Here is an 18721-nt window from a genome sequence, read left to right as displayed (position 1 = left end):
GACGGTGATCGAAAAAGGGCCGAACGCATCCTGCAGCTTCAGAGGTCCAGAAGAAGCATCGACCCGTAGCCGAGACCGAACGCGAGTATGAACGATCCGACCCAGGCGGCGACGGTGAATCGCAGCTTTTGGGGACTGACGCCGTCTCCACCAGTGACCGCGAGTCCGCTACCGACGATCGCGCTCACGATGATCTCGTTGAACGAGACCGGTACCCCGAGCAGGACTGCGGTCTGTGCGATGAGAAACGAGGGGACGAGCGTCGCAATCGAGCGGCGCGGCCCCAGCGACGCGTACTCCTGGGAGATCGACTTGATCATTCGCGGGGCACTCGTCCACGAGCCGACGAGGATTCCGACGCCGCCGCCGAGCAGGACCGCAATTGGCGACACCGTCGGCAGGTCCTCGAGTAGCGGGAACAGCGGTCCGACGGCCAGACCGACCTGACTCGCGCCCGCCGAGAACGCCACGAGCGCGCCCAGCGAGAGGAGGAACCGGCGCAGACCGCCGGCCTCGTCGCGACTGACGTCCCAGCGGACGACGGCCGCAGCGACGGCTCCGAAACCCAGCGAGACTGCGACCGTGGCGGCGGTACCGTCGAACGGAATCGCGGTGGCGCCGGCGGCGGCGAGCGTTCCGCCGGCCGACGCGAGGAACGCGAACTCGAGGTTCGCGACGACCGTGCCGACGAGTCCGGCGAGGAGCGGAACGCTGACGTCCTCGGGAACGTCCGGTCGCGGAAGAACACTCGCGATACCGTATGCGATGCCCCCACCGACGAACGGCGTGAGGACCCAGACTGCGCCGATTTCGGCGTACTTCCCCCAGGCCGGATCGCCGCCGAGCGCGAGGCCGACGCCGACGACCGACCCGGTCACGGTGAACGCAGTCGCGATCGGATATCCCGTGTAGATCCCGATCGCCATCAGCCCGGCGCCGATCAGTAGGACGACGATGACGCCGCTGACAGGGAGGCTGATTCCGTCGACGAGGCCGCTGCCGACGGCTTCGGAGACACTTCCGCCCTGTGTCACCGCGCCAGCGAAGCCGAGAATGCCGACGAAAAACGCCGCACGCATTGTGGAAATAGCGTTCGCACCGACGGCCGGGGCGAACGGGGTCGCGCCGCTCGAGCCGGCGCCGATGACCCACGCCATGAAGAGGCTCGCGACCGCGGCCGCTGCGAACAGGAGTATCGTTGTGGGTTCCATCAGTGTACGAAAATCCTCCGTTTCAGCTTTCGAAACACGAAATTCGAACGGTGTTAGTCGGCGCTCGCTGGACCGGAGTCGGCCGCGACGCGCTTGCTGCGCCAGACCCCCTGCAGGTAGGCGCCGGCGAACATGCCGACGAGCGCCCACAGGATGGCGACGTTTCCGATCCCGAGGCTGGCGTAGGCCGCGCCGGGGCAGATCCCCGAGAGCCCCCAACCGACACCGAAGATCCCGCCGCCGATCAGGACGTTTCGATCGAACGATTTCAGCCGTCGACGGTACACGTCGCCCGTCAGCGGTGCGCTGTCGCGAATCCGGGGCATGATCGCGAAGGCGATCCCGGAGACGATCGCGGCGCCAAACATGACGAACGGCAGGCCGAGGTCGTCGAACTGGAGGAAGTCCAGCACGACTTCCGGCCGGGCCATGTGGCTGTACGCCAGTCCGAAGCCGAAGATCAGGCCGCCGACAAGGATCAGCGGCATGAACAGGGGATGTCGATTTCTGCTCATGTTACGGACTCACCCCCATCGCCTGGACGATCTGGGCGGTCACGATCGCGACCGTCAGGAACGTGATCACGCCGACGATCGACGTTTTCGAGGCCGAGCCGACGCCGCAGACCCCGTGGCCCGACGTGCAACCCTTCCCGACGCGCGTCCCGATCCCGACGAGGACGCCACCGAGCAGCAACCGCCAGGGCTGGACGTCGGTTGTCCACGTCCCGCCCTGCCAGAAGACGGCGTAGACCGCCGCTCCCAGAATAATTCCGAGCGTGAAGACGACGCGCCAGTCCCGGGAGCCGCGGTACTGCTTGAACCGTGACTGATCCGAAACGTACGACAGCGTCGACTCGAGGAACGTACTCGCGCCCGCGGCGATCCCCGTCCCGAGATAGATGACGACCGCGCCGAGGCCGACGAGCAGTCCACCGATAGCGTACCGGGAGATGCCGTTGGGAAACGGCTCGGCAGGCACTACCTGACCCGGGGCGGCAAGTTCGGCGAACAGTGCGATCTCGATCACGGTGATCAGTCACCCGCCAGCGACTCTTGGCTGGCCGCACAGTTGTTCGGGCCGAGCTCGAGTTCGAACGCCTCCTTGTCGTTGGCCTCCTGCTGTCCGAGGTTCGTGAGGATGATATCCTCGTAGTTGGCCGGACGGGGCGGCATGTCCGAGAGGATCAGCTCGACGAACTCGTCTTCGTCCATCGTTAGAGCGTCCATCTCTTCTTCGAGTTGGCTGATCGGTGCCGTATAGGTGCCATCGTCGGCGGGATCGGCGGAGTCACTGAAGTGAGCCCCGCCGACGAGCGTGTCGTTAGGCAGGGTCAGCACGCGCTCCTGCAGCGACTCGTAGAGCTGGCGTGCGGCGTCTTCTGCGCCCTCGTCGCCCTCCTCTAAGTCAGGGCGGGCAACACTCTCGACGAACAGGCCGTCGCCAGTCGCAAGCAGCGAGTCGTCGATCAGGTACGAGGTCATCCCGGAGGTATGTCCGGGCGTGTAGACAGTTTCGATCGTGGCAGCACCGACTTCGAACTCGTTGCCGTCTGCTGCGAGAGTCATCTCGTCGGCGTAGGTGATACCGCGGTCGACCGCCGCCTTGGGGATGACGCCCTCGACGCCCTCATCGGCGAGGTCTTGCATCCCCGAGATGTGATCCGCGTGGATGTGCGTGTCGATTGCGTACTTCAGGTCGGCGTCCAGTTCGTTCACATCTTGGAAATAGCGGTCGGTGAATGCACGCAGTGGGTCAATCAAGGCTGCCTCGTCACCGTCAACGATGAGGTAGCCGAGACAGCCGCTCGAGGGACGCTGATACTGGTAGAGTGTCCCCGCGCCGTCGTAGCGCTCGACCTCGACGCGCTCGTAGATGCGCGCCCAGCCATTCATCCCGTCCTCGAGGTGGTCGACGTCGTAGCCGCGCTCTCTCAACTGTGCGGCGACGTACTCGCTCGAGCCGCCCTTCGCACAGAGAACCGTAATTTCGCGGTCATCGGGAATCTGTGCAAGGACATCGTCATCAATTTCGTCGTCCAGGAACTCGAAGTACGGGATGTTGATCGATTCAACGGTCTCTCCGTCGATCTTCCACTCGTTGTACTCCGATTCCATGCGGGTATCGAGGAGCGTGACGTCCTCGCCCGCGTCGATTTGCCCCTTCAATTCGTCTGGACTGACCGATTCGATCTCGACGTCCGGCATTGGAAGATCCATATCGTCCATGTTGTACAGTTCCCAGTATCGGCTACTGGCACTTAAGGGTTTGTGTAGTAATTCCTATTGCCTACAATACAGACTGGCCAAATACAGCCTCACAATTTCTATATACGCGTATGCAGGCGATACTAACTAGTTATTTTACCCTCTCCAAGATTGGGGATGTTCGTGTATTGTGCAATAACCGGAGGCCTTATATGGGAGTGCCCAATATTGTATGATAGCTCCAATACGGAGCCAGAACGAAACTATGAGTTCGGAATACCAGACCACGGAGACGCTAGACGTGAAAGGACAGTCGTGCCCGATGCCCATCGTGAAGACCAAGCAATCGATCGACGATCTCGAGGCCGGCGACGTCCTCGAAGTCGTCGCGACTGACTCGGGCAGCATGAGCGACATTCAGGGGTGGGCCGACGGCACCGACGGCGTCGAACTCCTCGAGCAGGTCGAGGAGGACGATTTGTACACTCACTACGTGAAGAAAACGGAATAATGAGCACGGATAACCCAACGACGGCAGTCGACGACGCCGACCCGGACGTCGACGCCGCCGAGTTACAGGCGCTGCGCGAGCGCGTCGAGGAGTTGGAAGAATCAATGGCAGCGGTGGACACTGGCGACGATCAGAAGAAGATGACCATCGTCGCGACACAGGGGAGCTTCGACATGGCGTATCCACCGTTAATCCTCGCGAGCACTGCGGCCGCCTTCGGCTGGGAGGTTGTCGTCTTCCACACGTTTTGGGGGCTCGATATCCTCCACGAGGAGAAGTCGAAGGACCTCAAGTTGAGCGCCGTCGGCAACCCGAATATGCCGGTCCCGAACGCTGTCGCTGCTCTGCCAGGCATGGACAAGATGGCCACGAAGATGATGCAGAAGAAGATTGACGACAACGGGACTGCCACCATCGAGGAACTGATCGACCTCTCGCTCGAGAGCGGCGTCGATCTGCAGGCGTGTCAGATGACGATCGAATTGATGGACTATGATGAGGACGACTTCTACGACGGCGTCACCACCGGCGTCGGTGCGGCCACCGCGCTGCAACACATGGCTGAATCCGACATTCAGCTCCTCGTCTAATCCATGACTGCCACCGAGTCAACGCGCTCAAAGCCGAGCCTACGCGTCCTTGAAGCGATTGCCGACGCGGAAGATGTCTCCCCGATTGCCCTCGAGCACCGCTCAACGACGTTGTGGATCCTGCTGCGCTGGACCGATTGTTTGAACCGACCGCTGCTGACGACTCGGTCCGAGGCGGACACGTTTCGTTCCGGTACCGAGGGTATGACGTAACAATCTCTTCGGATGGGACCATCAAACTGTCGTAAGAAGAGTTTGGGATTCGCTTCCACGACCCTCGGCTATTGTCATTTTCATGCACTACTACATCCCTTCGGTTGAATCACGCGACGCAGAAGGTCTGGAATCGATTAGTTACTGAGCAACTCGTACTCTACTTGCTGTCAGTTTCTCTTCTGGCTAAGGGGAAACAAAGCCACACATCAAAATCATCCTCCGAGGTTGTGAGAAGATGAGACTACAGGCCGTTTAGCAGGCTTGTCGTCGGTGAATTCGGACAAATCAGTCTATCGGAGATCTTTCAGACGCCCTCTCAGCCGCTAATTCCCATCAGTCTTAGAATGGTTTCGGCGCTCTTCCGAGGTAGCTTCCAGTGTCGCCACTCAAAACCCACTCTTCCACGCGGATAGAGTGGCTCTTTACCCGATTCCCGTCTCCTCCTTCAACAGCGTGAGCGTATTTTCCGCCGTTACGAGTGGTGTCTGTTCGTACTCGCCAGTCAACTCGATCTGCACGAGCAGATCGACAGCTCTCCAAATCGAATATAGCAGACAGGCGAACGCGAAGTAGAAGAACCGTAGCACGAAACTTTTCGATGTCGTCGCTGCCATGAACCGCTTAATACTCCTGTAGCCGCTCTCGATTTCCCACCGCGAATTGTAGAAATGAACTGCTCCTGGGCGGCAGTTCGTCATGAAGACACTGTATTGCGTATGATCAGCACTCTCAGCGTTCTTCCGTCGTCTATAGATCAGTGTCGTCTCATGCCACTCGTTCTTCCCCAAGTGCAACTTGCGATCAGTAACGTAGCGGTCCTGCTCCCACCGGAGTAGCCGTTTTGCTTGGGCTCGTTCACTCGTGTACATCCGCTTTGGAACAACATACCCGAGGCCGCGTTGATCGATTTCTTCGAGGATGTGCTGACTGTCGAACGCCCGATCCATCAACACACGATCAACGTGGATAAGGTCTTGTGCCGAGTCTAACAGTTCCATGACGATCTCACGGCGGTTCTCTCCCTTTCGAATCGGCCGAGCATCTAGGACTAATGGAACGGCTTTCCCAACCAACTGTACCGTCGCCCACTGGTAAGCGTACTCACCATCTTTCGTGCCGGGTATCTCGTCCTCGTGGCCTGTTCGATCGCCAGTGAACGGCTTTGCCTCGGTCGTATCGATCGCAACGAGTCCAGCACGATGGAAAATTTCCGTCTCCGACACTCGGTCGATAAGCCGCTGCAACGCCTCGTGATACATCTCGCGAATCGACTCGATCGAGAGATCACGGATGTGCGCTCGATGAGCGTGTCCTAACGGTGTCCGATCTCGCTGGGAGTCATAGAGAAAGCTGCGTGCTCCTTCGTTCGCTGCCAGATTTTCTCGGAGCCCGAGGTACGTCTGGAGATCCCAGAACCCGTTCGGATGAATTTCACAGCTGTCCCCGCGATTAAGCGAGAACGCCGGGTAAACAATGTGGCTCACTTGTTCGGTAACCTCGTCTGCATGAGTGAGTACTTCGTAATCGGTTGGACTGGCCCCCTCATGGTTCTCAGAGGTACGAAGCGGTTCTCTTGGAACATCGCTGCCTTCTCTGTTAGCGTTGATGAGAACGGTTCGTGCGCTCTTCTGGATCGTCTCCTGGAGATCAGGTGAGAACCGGCAGTGCCACGTCCGCCAGAGTGTTGACTGATCAGGAAGTGTCTCGAAGCCAAGTTGCTGCCGAATCGCTGGCCGGTTTTTGAGATGCTCGAGGAGCGCTGTTTCGTGATCCCAATCGTAGGCTTCTTTCAGCAGAAACGCCCGCACCAGCGTGCGCATTTCGTACGTTGCTGGCTCATCGTACTGGTCATGAGGAGTCAGATCAACGTATTTCAACGGGAGTTCGCAAATGAAATCATCAACCGAGTTGTGAGCCTCGTGAGTAAACCAAGCTGATGCGACAGTCCGAATATCTTCCTCGAGTCCACCGAGCGAACTTCGGTCGTACAGCGATGTCGTGTCATACACTGGCCACTCTCGATACGAGCTCGTTGCGATCGTTCGAAAGACAGCACGTCGCGAAGCCGGCGTCGAGGCCATTGATCGGATACTTCTGACTCGAGCGCAAGAGCCTATCTATACTGATCAGTACTGATTGGGGACTTACTCCGGGATAATCGCAACCGCCTCGACCTCGACGAGTAACTCCGGATCAATGAGTCGATTCACCTCGACCATACTGGTGGTTGGGCGAACGTCACCCAACACTTCACCATGGGCCTCACCAATCGCTTCCCAGTCATCAATATCGGTAACGAAGATTCGAGTTCTGACTACATCCTCGAGCGATGCATCAGTTTCTCGAAGGGCGCTTTCGATGTTCTGGAGTGCTTTCTTGGTCTGTTTGTACGCGTCGTCTTTGCCGACTATATCACCATCATCGTTAGTCGCTGTAGTCCCAGAAACATGTACTTGAACGCCTGTCTGAACGGCCCGAGAGTATCCGACTTTCGACTCCCATTTGGTTCCGGACGATATTCGTTTCTGTTCCATGGTTCAAACTCACAACCGTTATTGAAAGGAGTTTGGTGGATAGATATGCACTTTCTCTGCATCGGTTCCTCCAGTGAGGGCCTGCTGAAACGGAGTGACGAGACAAGCGCTTCTTCCATCTGCACTGGGCGACACAGTTTCAACTTCTGCTTAGCTTTCATACATCGCTCTTCTGTAGGAGATTGTTGATACAGGTGTCCAGGGAGGACTTGAACAAAAACTGACCGTCTGATCGCCCAACAACCGAATTCTAGGCTGTGTTGAATCACTAGACGGCGTCGGGGAAAGTCAGTAAATCGAAGGAGTTGAAGCGGGAGACTTCAGTTGTTCATGACCTAAATCTCCCGCTGCACCGAGCGTTGCGTCTCGATTGCACAAAGAGTTACGGGGGCTCTGTTGAATCGCTGTAAGACGGTGGATTTCATTGTTTGCTGCTTTTTTAATAGGCATATTCGCAACAAGCAGACATCTCAACTAACCAGCTTTGTGAGGTACTGATAGTTCAATCAAGATATTGTCCCGATAAGAAATCAACAGTTTCATATAATATTGTGTCAAGAATCAGATTAGATAGATGTACGTTGGAATCGATCACTCTACAACTGGTGTAAAAACAGTAGCGTTACATGATGATGGTAGCTATGAGTCATTCCTTATTGAAAGGCACCAAAGAGAGAGTAAGTGGTCATTTCTTGACGAGCTAAGCAATTATGTTGACTTCGATAATATTGACATGGTTGCAAATGGATTTAGTATGGGAAACAACTTCAATACAATCACTGATATCTCATCGCTTGACAACCGTGGCGTCATCGACTACATAGGACTCGGCCATGGCTTCGGTACTGGGACACAGGTGTTTGATGAGCTGGTCAATACCGACCTGCCTTGTATTGCGTATCCAGGTATTCACCAAGACCTTGACTGTCTTGATCCGTACTTTAAGCACTATTCGTCGCTGACCGGTGCAGATAAGGTCGCAATGACTAGGTATGCACAGGAAATCGTTAGCGCTCAGGAGGGGGTTGGAAATACCTTCATTTCTGCATGTGTCAGTTCATCAGCGATGGCAACAATCGTCCGCAACGGAACGCTTCGTGGGGCTTTCCATTGGCTTGGACTTATACACGGACACGTCGATACGGAAATGCTCCGCGAACTCCGCGACTCCAATAGCGGGTATCGCGACGTATTCATGCGTTCAGGATTGCTATTCCGCTCTGGCGAACCATTTGAGAAAATTCGTGGAGTACCAGATGAAGATCTTCTTAAAAGCATCCGACTAGCAACTCTCCAACATGTTTATTCACTCGTTCCTTTTACATTTTCCTTTGGCTGTTCTCTTGACAAGATTGTCCTCAGTGGTCGTCTCAGCCGTGTTACTTCGCCAATTAATATGCAATCATCACTCGAAGAATCTCTCAGCAGGCTTGCTCCAGTCCACATCTGTAGCAAGTATAGCACAGCTCTTGGTGCAGCATACATCGCCCGCGATGCTGCACAGGGAGCGAATGATGTCCTTGGAATTCCTGTTGAAACAACCCCTATAACAGAAAAAGGTCAACTATGAATGACGTATTTCTTGCAGGCCCTATTGATTTTCAGGACATTAGCGATCTTGCTGACTATCGACTCCGAATGAAGCGTGCGGTTGAGAACGCAGGATTCTCTGCTATCGACCAGTATTCTGAAGCTCTTGATATCATTACGGATTCGGATGGTGTGATCAATATTGAAGAAGTGGCAAAAAATATTCATCGTCTTCCTGACGAACCCTATCTAGAAGCAGTACATGAGGCAAGTATGGCAACATCAATGAATCAAGTGCTTGCTGATCCTTCGATCATTCCGGAATATACTTCTGAAAATGTGATTGATTCAATAGTCGAACGTGACTTGGAACTACTTTCCGAGAGTGATTTACTCCTCGCATATCTCCCACAGCCGTCCTGTGGAACTGCTATCGAGATTTTTTGGGCACATAAGTATAATATCCCATCAGTAGTTATTAGCACTTCGCCACCGCATTTCGTACAGTATTTTACAAATCATATATGTAGAGGTTTGAACGAGTCCATCAGAATCTTGGAAGAGATACAGCTTGAGGATTAGTCCTGACGAGGTTGTACTCTAATTTCAGCGTTTTTCGGGCTAATATGTGTTGAGACTCGGTGATCCAATGACTCGGTATGAGCTGGCTCTATATCGTACTTTGAGGCGATCAACGACAACACTACCTTCGCCTCTGTGAGTGCGAACCGTTTTCCTATGCAGATTCGTGGTCCACCGCCGAATGGGAAATAAGCAAACTGTGGACGATTTTGGTCTTGGTCCCAACGCCCTGGATCAAACACTTTTGGCTTCTCGAAGAAACGCTCGTCACGGTGTGTTGCCCACGATGTTATGACCATCGATGTACCTTTTGGAATATGATATCCACCAATTGTTACACTTTCTGCAGATTCTCTACCAATCGTCCACACCGGTGGGTATAGCCGTAGACTCTCTTTATAGACATGTTCTGTATGTGTGAGTTCTGCCATGTCGGATATCGTTGGGTTAGCACCATCGAGCACGGCATCCGCTTCAGCCTGCAACTGCTCGTATTGACGCGGGTGGTGTGCAAGCAGGAACAAAGTATATGCTAGGGCAAAGGCTGGTGGACCGCTCCCTCCAGTCATTATTGTTATCATTTCATCACGAATTAATTTACGATCTATATACCTATCTTCATTAGCTGCTTTGAGCAACACTGAGAGAAGGTCGTCACGATTGACGCCTCTGTTCCGTTCTGTTAAAATATCGTCTACAGTGTTATCTAACAACTTCAACCCTCGGTGATACCGCATATTTATAGGAGTTGGTACCCAATCTGGCAAATAGAAAGACAACGATGTCGGCTTATATTTCATCGTAAGCGCCTCTGCTCCTTCAGCGATTCTTTGAACATACTCGACATTTTCAGTTCCAAACAGACACTCTACGAGAATCGGGATAGTGATACGCTCCATCTCTGCCCTCATGTCATAATTTTTATTATCCCAGTTACTAACCACTCCGTGTGCGATCGTACCCATTTGGTCGATATATTCCCCGATACGGCTTGCCTCAAATTCAGGCTGAGCAAGTTCTCGTTGCGCATCCCAAATTTCACCACCACTTAATAGCAACCCATTACCAAAGGCATCACCAAGACGTTCGCGCATCAGTTCTGGTTTCTGGAATGAGTCTGACTTTGTGATGAAAATCTCTTCAATATCTTCTGGGTCAGTGACGAGGTACAACTCCTTTGGTCCAACGTCTATCCTGAGAATGCTCTCGTGTTCCGCGGTACACTTCTCACGGAACTCAAACGGACGGCGAAGAAATGGTATAAGGCTTCCTAGCAACGGCTGACCTTCCACTTTTGGTGGTATTGTAGTTGACATTGAATATTTGTTACCATCTTCACACATATGTTTTTCGGGTACTGTTCAGCCAAAATATAAACAGTTCGTGGTTTGCAGTGATATACCTCCTAGAATCACTCATAGAGATCCTGAGACGCCTGCTATTAAGGCACTGTCTAGATGAGAGTTTGAGGAATGAGCAGGTGGTGGCGAGAAGTGTCTATGCAACTTGCCAACCTGCTCAGAGAGAACTTAGACGTGGACTGTGATGAGGTTTGGGAGAACGAGCGCACCCCGAGCACCCTTACGGGTGTCGGGGTGCGACTGCATTCGATGGGATTGTCAGTTCGGGAGGTCGTCGCAGTGCTCGAATTACTTGGCATTGACGGCTCTGGTGAATCGCCATAGGGAATCGGGTTGGGCCTACATTGCGGCACTGCGAAAGAGTCTAATCGTTTCGCCAGCAGAGATTCGGTGGAAATTGAAGCCAGAACCATCCAAGAGTAGCGCATTGAGCCCCCTGATATAGAGTCGAACGCTCTTGTGGCGTAGATTGTTGGTGAGTCAGAGTGCAGTTTCGAGAATGGTTTCCAGCGCTTCTTTCCCCGGTTTTCGGTATGGATGAAGTCGAGGAAATCGAGGTTGGTATGGAAATCGATATCCTCGACTTCGTTGAGCAGTGTCGAGACCTAGCCAAACAAGCGTTGGGGAAGCACGCGGGCGAGCCCGCCAGCGGCGGGTTCGCCCGCTGGGTACACGTCATTTTGCACTGTTTTCGGCTCGAAGAGGGCTATAGCTACCGTGAAACGCCGAACCGGCTGAAGTACATGTCTGAGGTTCGTGACGTACTTGGCCTCGATCAGGACGAGTTGCCGGATTACAGCACGATCTACAAGTCGTTCGATCGGCTGAAAATGTGGGTGTGGCGGGCGTTGCTGCGCGTTTCAGCGCAGCAACACCCGCAGTCTGGACACGTAGATCTCGACAGTACGTTCTTCGACCGACGCGCTGCTTCATCGTACTACCGTCAGCGATCTGGAAATAGCGTGCAGACGCTGAAAGTGACGACACTAACCGATGTAGAGTCTCTTGCAGTTCTTGACGTCCATATCTCAGCCCGGTGGAAACACGATACGAAGGCAGGGCCGCAGGTCGTCCGCCGGAACGCGGACGACCTGCTTTCCGTCGCTGCTGACAAAGCCTTCCACAACTGGCACACCAAATACGAGTTCTACGCCCTCGGTGTCGAACCACTGATCTTACAGCGTGGATCGAGGCCACTCACGACAGGGAACAATGCGTTTATCCGGACAAAAGGCTACGCTCAGCGCTGGATGGCCGAAACTTCGTACTCGACGACGAAGCGCTCGCTCGGCGACGCCGTGCGAGCGCTGGGCTGGTATCGATAGTTCCGTGAAATTATCCTCATGTTCGCCATCATCAACATAGAAAAGCTCTGTGAGTCCCTCTAACCATCATTTAGCAGCTATTCAACAAAGCAATCTGTAATCGAGTCAAGCACTCGATGACTGCATGTTGGTCAAGGAAGTGACGAAACCCTGATTAGATAGTACTAAAATGATTATAGAATAAGACTAAGTAGATAAGTTTACTAGAGTGGAGTTTGTATTCCATAATTAAGAAGAACCATATGGAACTCGATAAACTTAACCCTCGAAATCCAAGCAATAGTGAAGTAAATGATTATTATACACAGTGTCATTCGATATATAATGCAAAGTGGACTCCCGAGAGTCATCAAGCTAACATACATCTAGGTTACTATGACAAGGAGCACTCCAAGTATGGTCCGGCTGCGGATAATATGAAGCAGATATTTGCAGACCTGATCAATCTGTCAGCCAATGATCGGGTGCTTGACTGTAGTGGTGGGCTTGGCGATAATGCTACTTGGATTGCGCGTGAATACGGGGCAAAAACAATCGGTGTCAATATCAACCGGCTACAACTCGGGCTTGCACGCGAACTTGCAATTGACCGTAATGTCAAGAGCCTCACTGAATTTCGTCATGATGATTTCACCCAACTTGAGACAGTTGAGAACGATAGCGTTGATGTCGTCTGGGCTATTGAATCTATCTGCTATGCTGAAGATAAGCGTGATTTTCTTGAACAGGCAAAGAGGGTATTGAAACCGAAGGGACGCATTGTGATTTCTGATTGGTTCCTTGACCAACGGGATTTTTCTAAAATTGAGCAGTTTATTATGCGGAAATGGCTAGAAGGTTGGAAGGTACCTAATTACGCACATATCGATGACTTTCGTGAAAACCTTAGCCAGCTCGGATTCAAAAACATTCGGCGACAGGATGCAACAGAGAATACCCTTCCGTCGGCCCGGGTTTTATACCTATTCAGCCTGTGGGATTATCCATTATCAAAAGTTCTGAATGCCGTTGGACTCCGAGAACAGCTCCGTCTAGAAAATACAACTGCTATTCACTATATGTATTATGCGTATAAGCTAAGACTCATCACATATAGTATCGTTGCTGCAAAACTATGACTGCACGTGGCACTGCTAGATTGGAATCAAACCACTAGAGGAAAACAAGGTAGTTGGTCCAATGGTGAAATGATGGGTTGGCAAGGGATCAGCTTATACCGTTAAAACGATTACTTCAGCAATTTACTGTTATTCACTTATTGATAAACCATCGATGGGATCCATGTCCACAGAGATATTGCGGTCTTTGTTGACGAGAGCTGATCCAACTGCCACGTCAGATAGTGGATACGCTGGTTCATGGTGGCGATCCGCGAGTTGATCACAGCCTACACCTCGTATAGACGACGCTTCTTGACTGAGTCCTTCAGGTAAAAGAGGTCGTGATGACCTCCGAGACGACCAGAAATCGTCAGATAGAGGACTTTGGTGTGCAAATTCTGTGAGAAACGCTGACTATGAAGCCTCATAGTTACTGAACAAGATCTCGATACTGCTGAACCGCAGAAGTACAAGTATGGAGAGTTGTGCTAACCGAATCAGATCGGCTGGGATATACAGTTCGTATGAAGCATTACATGCGAAAGCACTCTGTGTCGGTAAATGAAGCTCCGAGTCTGATTACCACTGTCCTCAAGAGAACTCTACTAGTTTCATCTCTTGCTTTAATAGATACTCCCGAGCAACAAGATATACATTTATACTCCATTGAAATTTGAAAAAGCGATGGTTATAAGTAATGATCGAATGTAGGCTTAATCAGTCACACAGTGATTATGATCCATGGGAAATACCAACCCGCCAACTAGTGTATTACTTCCTACTGTTGAATGGAAACCGTCCTGTCGAGAACTTGCAGAGCAACTCTCTAAGAACGATGAATTGTTAATAATCTGTGATACACCAGATGATCCGATAGCAGGTAGAAATCTCCCATCATCGGTTGATCTAATTATTGCGGGAGAACCAGTTGCTTGTTCAGGAAAAGCAAATGCCATTGCAGCTGGGCTAGAAGCTGCATCCAATGATCGTATCGTCTGGACAGATGATGACTTCGCACATCCAACAGATTGGTTGGATACTCTTCATGGAGATTATGATCAATATGGACCCGTTTCAGAAATCCCGTTTTTTGTTGGACAGGACCTTCTTGCAACGTTGCTTGAACCAATCTATGCGTTTGGTGGCTCACTAACAGTACAATTAGAAGGAAAATCATGGGCAGGGGGGGTGATGTTTGATAGGTCTGACGTGGATGTTGAATCGTTGATTGAAGGATTAAGACACACGGTCAGTGATGACGGTTTATTATCGGAGTATATTGAATTCACCACGCTTCGGCGAACTCGATCGGTAAACATTGGCGGAACGTTCCGAACGACACTTGAGCGCCATACGAGGTTTTCTCAGCTTGCTTGGCATTACGATAAGAAGAACATGGTTGCCATCCTCTTGATTTCGACAATAACCACTTTCTTCTGTCTATTCTATCCGCCAGTAAGTGCTATTGTAATTACAGCACTTTATGCTAGTATATATGCGTATCTAGGCGTGAAACGATGGACCTTCTTGCTTGCATATCCAGCAATGCTTCTTCAGGTTCCTTTATTCTTGTATGGATTGTGGAGAGATACATTCATTTGGGGAGGGCGGCGCTATCGGTGGCGCAGTAAGTTTGACGTAGAGGTTCTGGACTGAGATGCCGTTTGTGTATTGAGATCCTTATAGCTGCCATCCACTGTATCAGCCAAGGTTTGATTCTCACCATCGTTAAATATAAATATCAATCGCATCGACATTATATATGAGAGAACAGATGAATTCTGGTACAGAAGCGATAGCACACCATAGTAACGATGATGTTCGCGAGTACTATGCTGAGTGCCACAGTGCTTATAAGAAACGGTGGGAGCGGGAGGGGCATCGAAGTATCCATTATGGGTACTTTGACCAGGAGCATACTGATCATAGCGAAGCCATCCCAAATATGAAGCGAAATATCGCAGAAAGGGTTGGGATTGAACCAGGCGACCGAATCCTTGATGCCGGTTGTGGTATTGGTGAGACTGCAACATGGTTAGCTAAGGAGTATAATGTTGACGTTGTGGGTATCAATATTAGTGAGATGCAACTTGGTCTCGCTCGTAATATGGCGGAAGATCGTAATGTTGAGGATCACATCGAATTCCGCTTCGATGATTTCACACAGATGGATACCATCGAAGACCAGAGCTTCGACGTAGTATGGGGCCTCGAATCTGTCTGCTATGCTGAGAATAAACGAGACTTTCTTGAACAGGCAGCGCGTGCGCTCACTAACGGTGGCCACCTCGCTGTCGCCGATGGGTTTTTGACAAATCCTCTAGAGTCTCTCACACAACAGGAACGTAGAAACCTGTGGAGGTGGCTTAATGGGTGGAAAGTTCCCAATCTCGCATATCTTGGCAAATTCCTTGATCATCTTAGTGATCTCAATTTCAGTGAAATAAGTGCAGATGATATATCTAAAAATGTGATGCCATCCTCAAAAAGTCTCTATAAATTCAGCCTCTGGGGTTATCCACTTACGAAGTTGATGCAAATTGCTGGGATGCGAAATCAGGTGCAAACAGATAATGTTGCTGCATGTTATTATCAAGGCCAGACCCTTCGTGATCATATTTGGGCATACAATATAGTCACTGCCAAGATTGACCAGTCGGCACCGTCTAGTTAAGCGCTTATAGTATGGGCCGGCGTTTCAGCAGCTGTCGCGACACGCTTATTGACTGTTAAGATACTCACCCATCATGAGAAGTATGCTGAAGGAGTCGACTTTTTGCTGCTCGTTGACCGAGTTCCACTTGTACCAGAGACGCTATCGTCGTTTCGCCAATTTCGGCACGCCTTCACCTGCACTCAGTCTTGCGGTTTTCCGTATCTAGACAGTGCCTCTCACCCCGCACTGTCTAGTTCAGAACCTCCTCGGCTGGTGTTCGCCCATTGAGCGCTTGATTAGGACAATCGTGGTTATAATGGTGTCTGAAGCGTCTGAGCCAGCGTCGTGCACTGGTTGGACTGCCTCGCCAGAAGGAGTGAAAGCGGTCGATCCGCATCGAAACAGTCTGAAACCACTTTTCGATGTGGTTTCGATCGCTGTAGTTGAGCTGACCGCTCAATTCATGATGAGCGAGGGCAGTCCGATAGTCGAATTGATCCACGAGAAACTCTGTCTCGGCGATATCGTGTTTCTCGGTGAGTCGGGGCAGGAACGCTGCTGCGGGGTCAGTCCCGCGGCGGCTGAACACGTCAATTTCGAGCAGTAGCTTTGACTCTGTGTCGATCGCGGCATACAACCACTTCTTTTCGTTAGCGCCCCATCTTACATCGAATCCGTATGCATTGAGAACACCGGTCGCAACTATTGGACAAGCCCAGTAGTTGAGACTACAGTGGGCTTAGCAGGCTTGTAATGCGTGGGTTCAGACGAATCACTAACCGAAAATTCTTCAGACCACCTCCCAGGTGCCAACTCCTGTCGGTTTCAGAGCAGTTTCAGCGGTCTCCCGAGATTCCCGACAGTGTTACCACTCAGAAACACGTCTTTTGACCGAATCGAGCGATTTTCTATCCGCTTCCTGTTTTCTCCTTCAACAGCGTGAGTGTGTTCTCAGCCGTCACAACTGGTGTGTGCTCGTATTCGCCGGTCACCTCGACTTGCACAAGCAGATCGACCGCTCGCCAGATCGAGTACAGGAGATACGCAAATATGAAGTAGACAGGCCACACGGAATAGGGCGTCTATGCGATGGTCCGGAAGACTATGCGTCGAGATACTTGTGTTGATGGTACTAGTTGGCGCCGAAACACTACAGCGTCAAGAACTCATCTAAGGGTGCCCAAGATACGTTAGTCTAAGCTAAGTTAGCTCAGACTCCTTTAGAGGAACCGTTTTACGTGTCCCCTTCGAAACGGGCACAATGACTGGATTTGTAAATCGGGAACGGGAACTGAAACGCCTCGATAAACTCTACGAGAGCGATACCGCAGCACTAGCGGTAGTTTGGGGACGACGACGGATGGGAAAAACGACGCTTGCGCTCGAGTCGATCCGAGATCGCGACGACGCCGTCTACTACCAAGCGACTAGAGGGACTGCAGACCAGCAGATTTCCTCGTTCATCAACGACGCTGCCGAGGTGTATCCAGGGATCACACGGATCCGCGAAGAGTGGGAACCCCTCTTCGAATTTCTTGCCGAGCAGAATGCAGTCATCATCGTCGACGAGTTCCCGTACCTCGTCGAGCAAACCGACGCACTCCCGTCGATCCTGCAGCGCGTCTGGGATCATACCGCTGAGAAAACTGCAACGGCCTTCGTACTGACTGGGTCTGCTATCGGAATGATGCACGAGTACGCCCTTGAAGGAACAGCGCCGCTGTACGGTCGCGTCGCCAAGAACCCGAATGGGGAGATCGAAGTTGGCCCGCTCCGCTTCGGAGCGGCGATGTCATTTTTTCCCGACTATTCCCCCGCTGAACAGGTGATGACCTACGGTGTCTTCGGCGGGACGCCAGAGTATTTGCGAGCCATCGAAGACGACGAGACACTCGAGGAGAACGTCACGAGGACGCTGTTACGGCGTGACGGAGGACTCCACGAGGAGCCCGAAAACGTGCTCCACCGGGAACTGGACGAGGTCGACCGATACTTTGCGATATTGAAGTCGCTTGCGGAAGGAAACCGAGTCAAGAACGAAGTCGCCCAGGGTGCCGGAATTAGTAATAGTAGTGTCGGCTATTATCTCGACCGACTGAATGACTTGCGCATTATCGAACGAGACTACCCAGTCACCGTCGATCCAGATCGGAGCCGAAAAGGACGATATGCAATTACAGATCCATTGTTTCGGTTTTGGTTCAAATTCGTTTATGGGCGGACAGCCCGGTACGAGGTATATGGCGAGGATGCTTACACTGATCTCATCGACCCAGAACTGCCAGACTTCGTCAGCGGGACGTTCGAGCAGTTATGCCAGCACGCTGTCCTGTACGCGTTCGGCGACGAGTATCGCTTCGTAGAGGAACCTGGCAACTGGTGGGACGGCAGTGGAAACGAAATCGATATCGTTGCCCCGACGAATGGAGAGACACTCCTCGTCGGTGAGGTGAAGTTCCGACAGGAAGCGGTCGGGTACGATGTCCTCAGTCAACTCGAGTCTGAAACTCCGAAAGTAGACTGGCATCCAAACAGCGGTGGTGACCCAGAGTACACGTATGCGCTATTCAGTCGGTCTGGATTCTCGTCTGCAGTCAAGGAAGCCGAATCGGAACGGGACGATCTTCGCCTGTTTACCGTCAATGACGTCGTCGGACTGATCACGGAATAGGCGATCGAAGAAAGTTGAGGAAGACGGATTGTGACCCTGTCACCAATTAATATATCACTGGCTTCAGTTGGATACTCTCGGTTCGAAGTAATACTGTCGGCTGAATATTTTTTAGGCTGGAGTGTAACTCTATGGTATGGCTACACTTGACGCCGCCACCCTCGACGACCTCCGCGACGCTCTCGCGGAGGTCGAGGACAAGAAGCCGACACAGCGGCTGATGGCGG

At 52.2% G+C, this 18721-nt stretch carries 16 protein-coding genes and 3 pseudogenes; 11 read left to right on the top strand and 8 right to left on the bottom strand.

All coding sequences use genetic code 11. From position 1 onward, the window contains the following. Positions 1-38: 38 nt before the first annotated feature. The 4 genes from C480_RS18420 to C480_RS18405 are packed head-to-tail and all read right to left on the bottom strand — an operon-like array spanning position 39 to position 3439. Positions 39-1211 carry an inorganic phosphate transporter gene (locus C480_RS18420; RefSeq protein ID WP_006667142.1) on the bottom strand — a complete coding sequence of 391 codons (1173 nt, stop codon included), beginning with the start codon at positions 1209-1211 and terminating at the stop codon, positions 39-41. 53 nt (positions 1212-1264) lie between these two features. Further along, complete coding sequence (locus C480_RS18415) at positions 1265-1726, bottom strand: DUF6691 family protein (RefSeq protein ID WP_083873414.1); 462 nt, start codon at positions 1724-1726, stop codon at positions 1265-1267. Between the two features lies 1 nt (position 1727). After that, a complete protein-coding gene (locus C480_RS18410; protein ID WP_006111095.1) occupies positions 1728-2240 on the bottom strand; it encodes a YeeE/YedE family protein in 513 nt (170 codons plus the stop codon). 5 nt (positions 2241-2245) lie between these two features. After that, the gene (locus C480_RS18405; protein WP_006667140.1) at positions 2246-3439 is read right to left on the bottom strand and encodes an MBL fold metallo-hydrolase; all 1194 of its coding nucleotides are present in this window, start codon (positions 3437-3439) and stop codon (positions 2246-2248) included. A gap of 244 nt (positions 3440-3683) precedes the next feature. Between C480_RS18405 and C480_RS18400 the strand changes: the two genes are divergently transcribed. From C480_RS18400 to C480_RS24670, 3 genes are all read left to right on the top strand, one after another. Continuing rightward, positions 3684-3929: a sulfurtransferase TusA family protein gene (locus C480_RS18400; RefSeq protein WP_006111093.1), complete on the top strand. Its 246-nt coding sequence runs from the start codon at positions 3684-3686 to the stop codon at positions 3927-3929. Further along, positions 3929-4519: a DsrE/DsrF/DrsH-like family protein gene (locus tag C480_RS18395; RefSeq protein WP_006667139.1), complete on the top strand. Its 591-nt coding sequence runs from the start codon at positions 3929-3931 to the stop codon at positions 4517-4519. The genes C480_RS18400 and C480_RS18395 overlap by 1 nt, the downstream gene beginning before the upstream one ends. A 113-nt stretch (positions 4520-4632) precedes the next feature. Then, on the top strand, positions 4633-4767 hold the full coding sequence (locus tag C480_RS24670; protein WP_338044797.1) for a HalOD1 output domain-containing protein: 135 nt from the start codon (positions 4633-4635) through the stop codon (positions 4765-4767). A 390-nt stretch (positions 4768-5157) separates the two neighbouring features. Here the strand turns inward: C480_RS24670 and C480_RS18385 are convergent, their stop codons facing one another. Next, complete coding sequence (locus C480_RS18385) at positions 5158-6816, bottom strand: transposase (RefSeq protein WP_049903973.1); 1659 nt, start codon at positions 6814-6816, stop codon at positions 5158-5160. Between the two features lie 63 nt (positions 6817-6879). Continuing rightward, entirely contained in the window at positions 6880-7269 is a 390-nt protein-coding gene (locus C480_RS18380) for a RidA family protein (RefSeq protein WP_006667136.1), read from the bottom strand. A gap of 574 nt (positions 7270-7843) precedes the next feature. Here C480_RS18380 and C480_RS23215 point away from each other — a divergent pair. After that, positions 7844-8839: a hypothetical protein gene (locus C480_RS23215; protein ID WP_152424098.1), complete on the top strand. Its 996-nt coding sequence runs from the start codon at positions 7844-7846 to the stop codon at positions 8837-8839. Beyond that, positions 8836-9381 (top strand): hypothetical protein, encoded by a 546-nt coding sequence (locus C480_RS23210; RefSeq protein ID WP_152424097.1) that lies wholly within the window; start codon positions 8836-8838, stop codon positions 9379-9381. The genes C480_RS23215 and C480_RS23210 overlap by 4 nt, the downstream gene beginning before the upstream one ends. Here the strand turns inward: C480_RS23210 and C480_RS22465 are convergent. Further along, positions 9378-10697, bottom strand: a complete 1320-nt coding sequence (locus C480_RS22465) for a cytochrome P450 (RefSeq protein WP_161607022.1) — start codon at positions 10695-10697, stop codon at positions 9378-9380. The two genes, C480_RS23210 and C480_RS22465, sit on opposite strands and share 4 nt — an antisense overlap. A gap of 183 nt (positions 10698-10880) precedes the next feature. Here C480_RS22465 and C480_RS22460 point away from each other — a divergent pair. From C480_RS22460 to C480_RS22450, 5 genes and pseudogenes are all read left to right on the top strand, one after another. Next, a pseudogene (locus C480_RS22460) lies at positions 10881-11051 on the top strand (IS6 family transposase); the annotation flags it as partial. A gap of 254 nt (positions 11052-11305) precedes the next feature. After that, a pseudogene (locus tag C480_RS18370) lies at positions 11306-12130 on the top strand (IS5 family transposase). Positions 12131-12309: 179 nt separating this feature from the next. Next, positions 12310-13185: a methyltransferase domain-containing protein gene (locus C480_RS18365; RefSeq protein WP_083873412.1), complete on the top strand. Its 876-nt coding sequence runs from the start codon at positions 12310-12312 to the stop codon at positions 13183-13185. Positions 13186-13908: 723 nt separating this feature from the next. Further along, the gene (locus C480_RS22455) at positions 13909-14823 is read left to right on the top strand and encodes a glycosyltransferase (protein WP_006667131.1); all 915 of its coding nucleotides are present in this window, start codon (positions 13909-13911) and stop codon (positions 14821-14823) included. Positions 14824-14929: 106 nt separating this feature from the next. Further along, entirely contained in the window at positions 14930-15841 is a 912-nt protein-coding gene (locus C480_RS22450; protein WP_083873411.1) for an SAM-dependent methyltransferase, read from the top strand. Between the two features lie 232 nt (positions 15842-16073). Here the strand turns inward: C480_RS22450 and C480_RS22445 are convergent. Next, positions 16074-16472, bottom strand: a pseudogene (locus C480_RS22445) (IS6 family transposase); the annotation flags it as partial. A 612-nt stretch (positions 16473-17084) separates the two neighbouring features. Here C480_RS22445 and C480_RS18355 point away from each other — a divergent pair. Continuing rightward, positions 17085-18494, top strand: a complete 1410-nt coding sequence (locus C480_RS18355) for an ATP-binding protein (protein ID WP_049903970.1) — start codon at positions 17085-17087, stop codon at positions 18492-18494. Positions 18495-18721: the final 227 nt, after the last annotated feature.

The organism is Natrialba aegyptia DSM 13077, from assembly GCF_000337535.1.
GTDB lineage: Archaea > Halobacteriota > Halobacteria > Halobacteriales > Natrialbaceae > Natrialba > Natrialba aegyptia.
This window is presented reverse-complemented; position numbering and strand designations above follow the sequence as displayed.

Bases quoted from the DNA above. Each gene is read 5' to 3' on its own strand.
- C480_RS18420 (WP_006667142.1), bottom strand. From the start codon at position 1,211: ATGGAACCCACAACGATACTCCTGTTCGCAGCGGCCGCGGTCGCGAGC.
- C480_RS18395 (WP_006667139.1), top strand. From the start codon at position 3,929: ATGAGCACGGATAACCCAACGACGGCAGTCGACGACGCCGACCCGGAC.
- C480_RS23210 (WP_152424097.1), top strand. From the start codon at position 8,836: ATGAATGACGTATTTCTTGCAGGCCCTATTGATTTTCAGGACATTAGC.
- C480_RS18355 (WP_049903970.1), top strand. From the start codon at position 17,085: ATGACTGGATTTGTAAATCGGGAACGGGAACTGAAACGCCTCGATAAA.
- C480_RS22450 (WP_083873411.1), top strand. From the start codon at position 14,930: ATGAGAGAACAGATGAATTCTGGTACAGAAGCGATAGCACACCATAGT.
- C480_RS18415 (WP_083873414.1), bottom strand. From the start codon at position 1,726: ATGAGCAGAAATCGACATCCCCTGTTCATGCCGCTGATCCTTGTCGGC.
- C480_RS18405 (WP_006667140.1), bottom strand. From the start codon at position 3,439: ATGGACGATATGGATCTTCCAATGCCGGACGTCGAGATCGAATCGGTC.
- C480_RS18380 (WP_006667136.1), bottom strand. From the start codon at position 7,269: ATGGAACAGAAACGAATATCGTCCGGAACCAAATGGGAGTCGAAAGTC.
- C480_RS22465 (WP_161607022.1), bottom strand. From the start codon at position 10,697: ATGTCAACTACAATACCACCAAAAGTGGAAGGTCAGCCGTTGCTAGGA.
- C480_RS18385 (WP_049903973.1), bottom strand. From the start codon at position 6,816: ATGGCCTCGACGCCGGCTTCGCGACGTGCTGTCTTTCGAACGATCGCA.
- C480_RS18400 (WP_006111093.1), top strand. From the start codon at position 3,684: ATGAGTTCGGAATACCAGACCACGGAGACGCTAGACGTGAAAGGACAG.
- C480_RS22455 (WP_006667131.1), top strand. From the start codon at position 13,909: ATGGGAAATACCAACCCGCCAACTAGTGTATTACTTCCTACTGTTGAA.
- C480_RS23215 (WP_152424098.1), top strand. From the start codon at position 7,844: ATGTACGTTGGAATCGATCACTCTACAACTGGTGTAAAAACAGTAGCG.
- C480_RS18365 (WP_083873412.1), top strand. From the start codon at position 12,310: ATGGAACTCGATAAACTTAACCCTCGAAATCCAAGCAATAGTGAAGTA.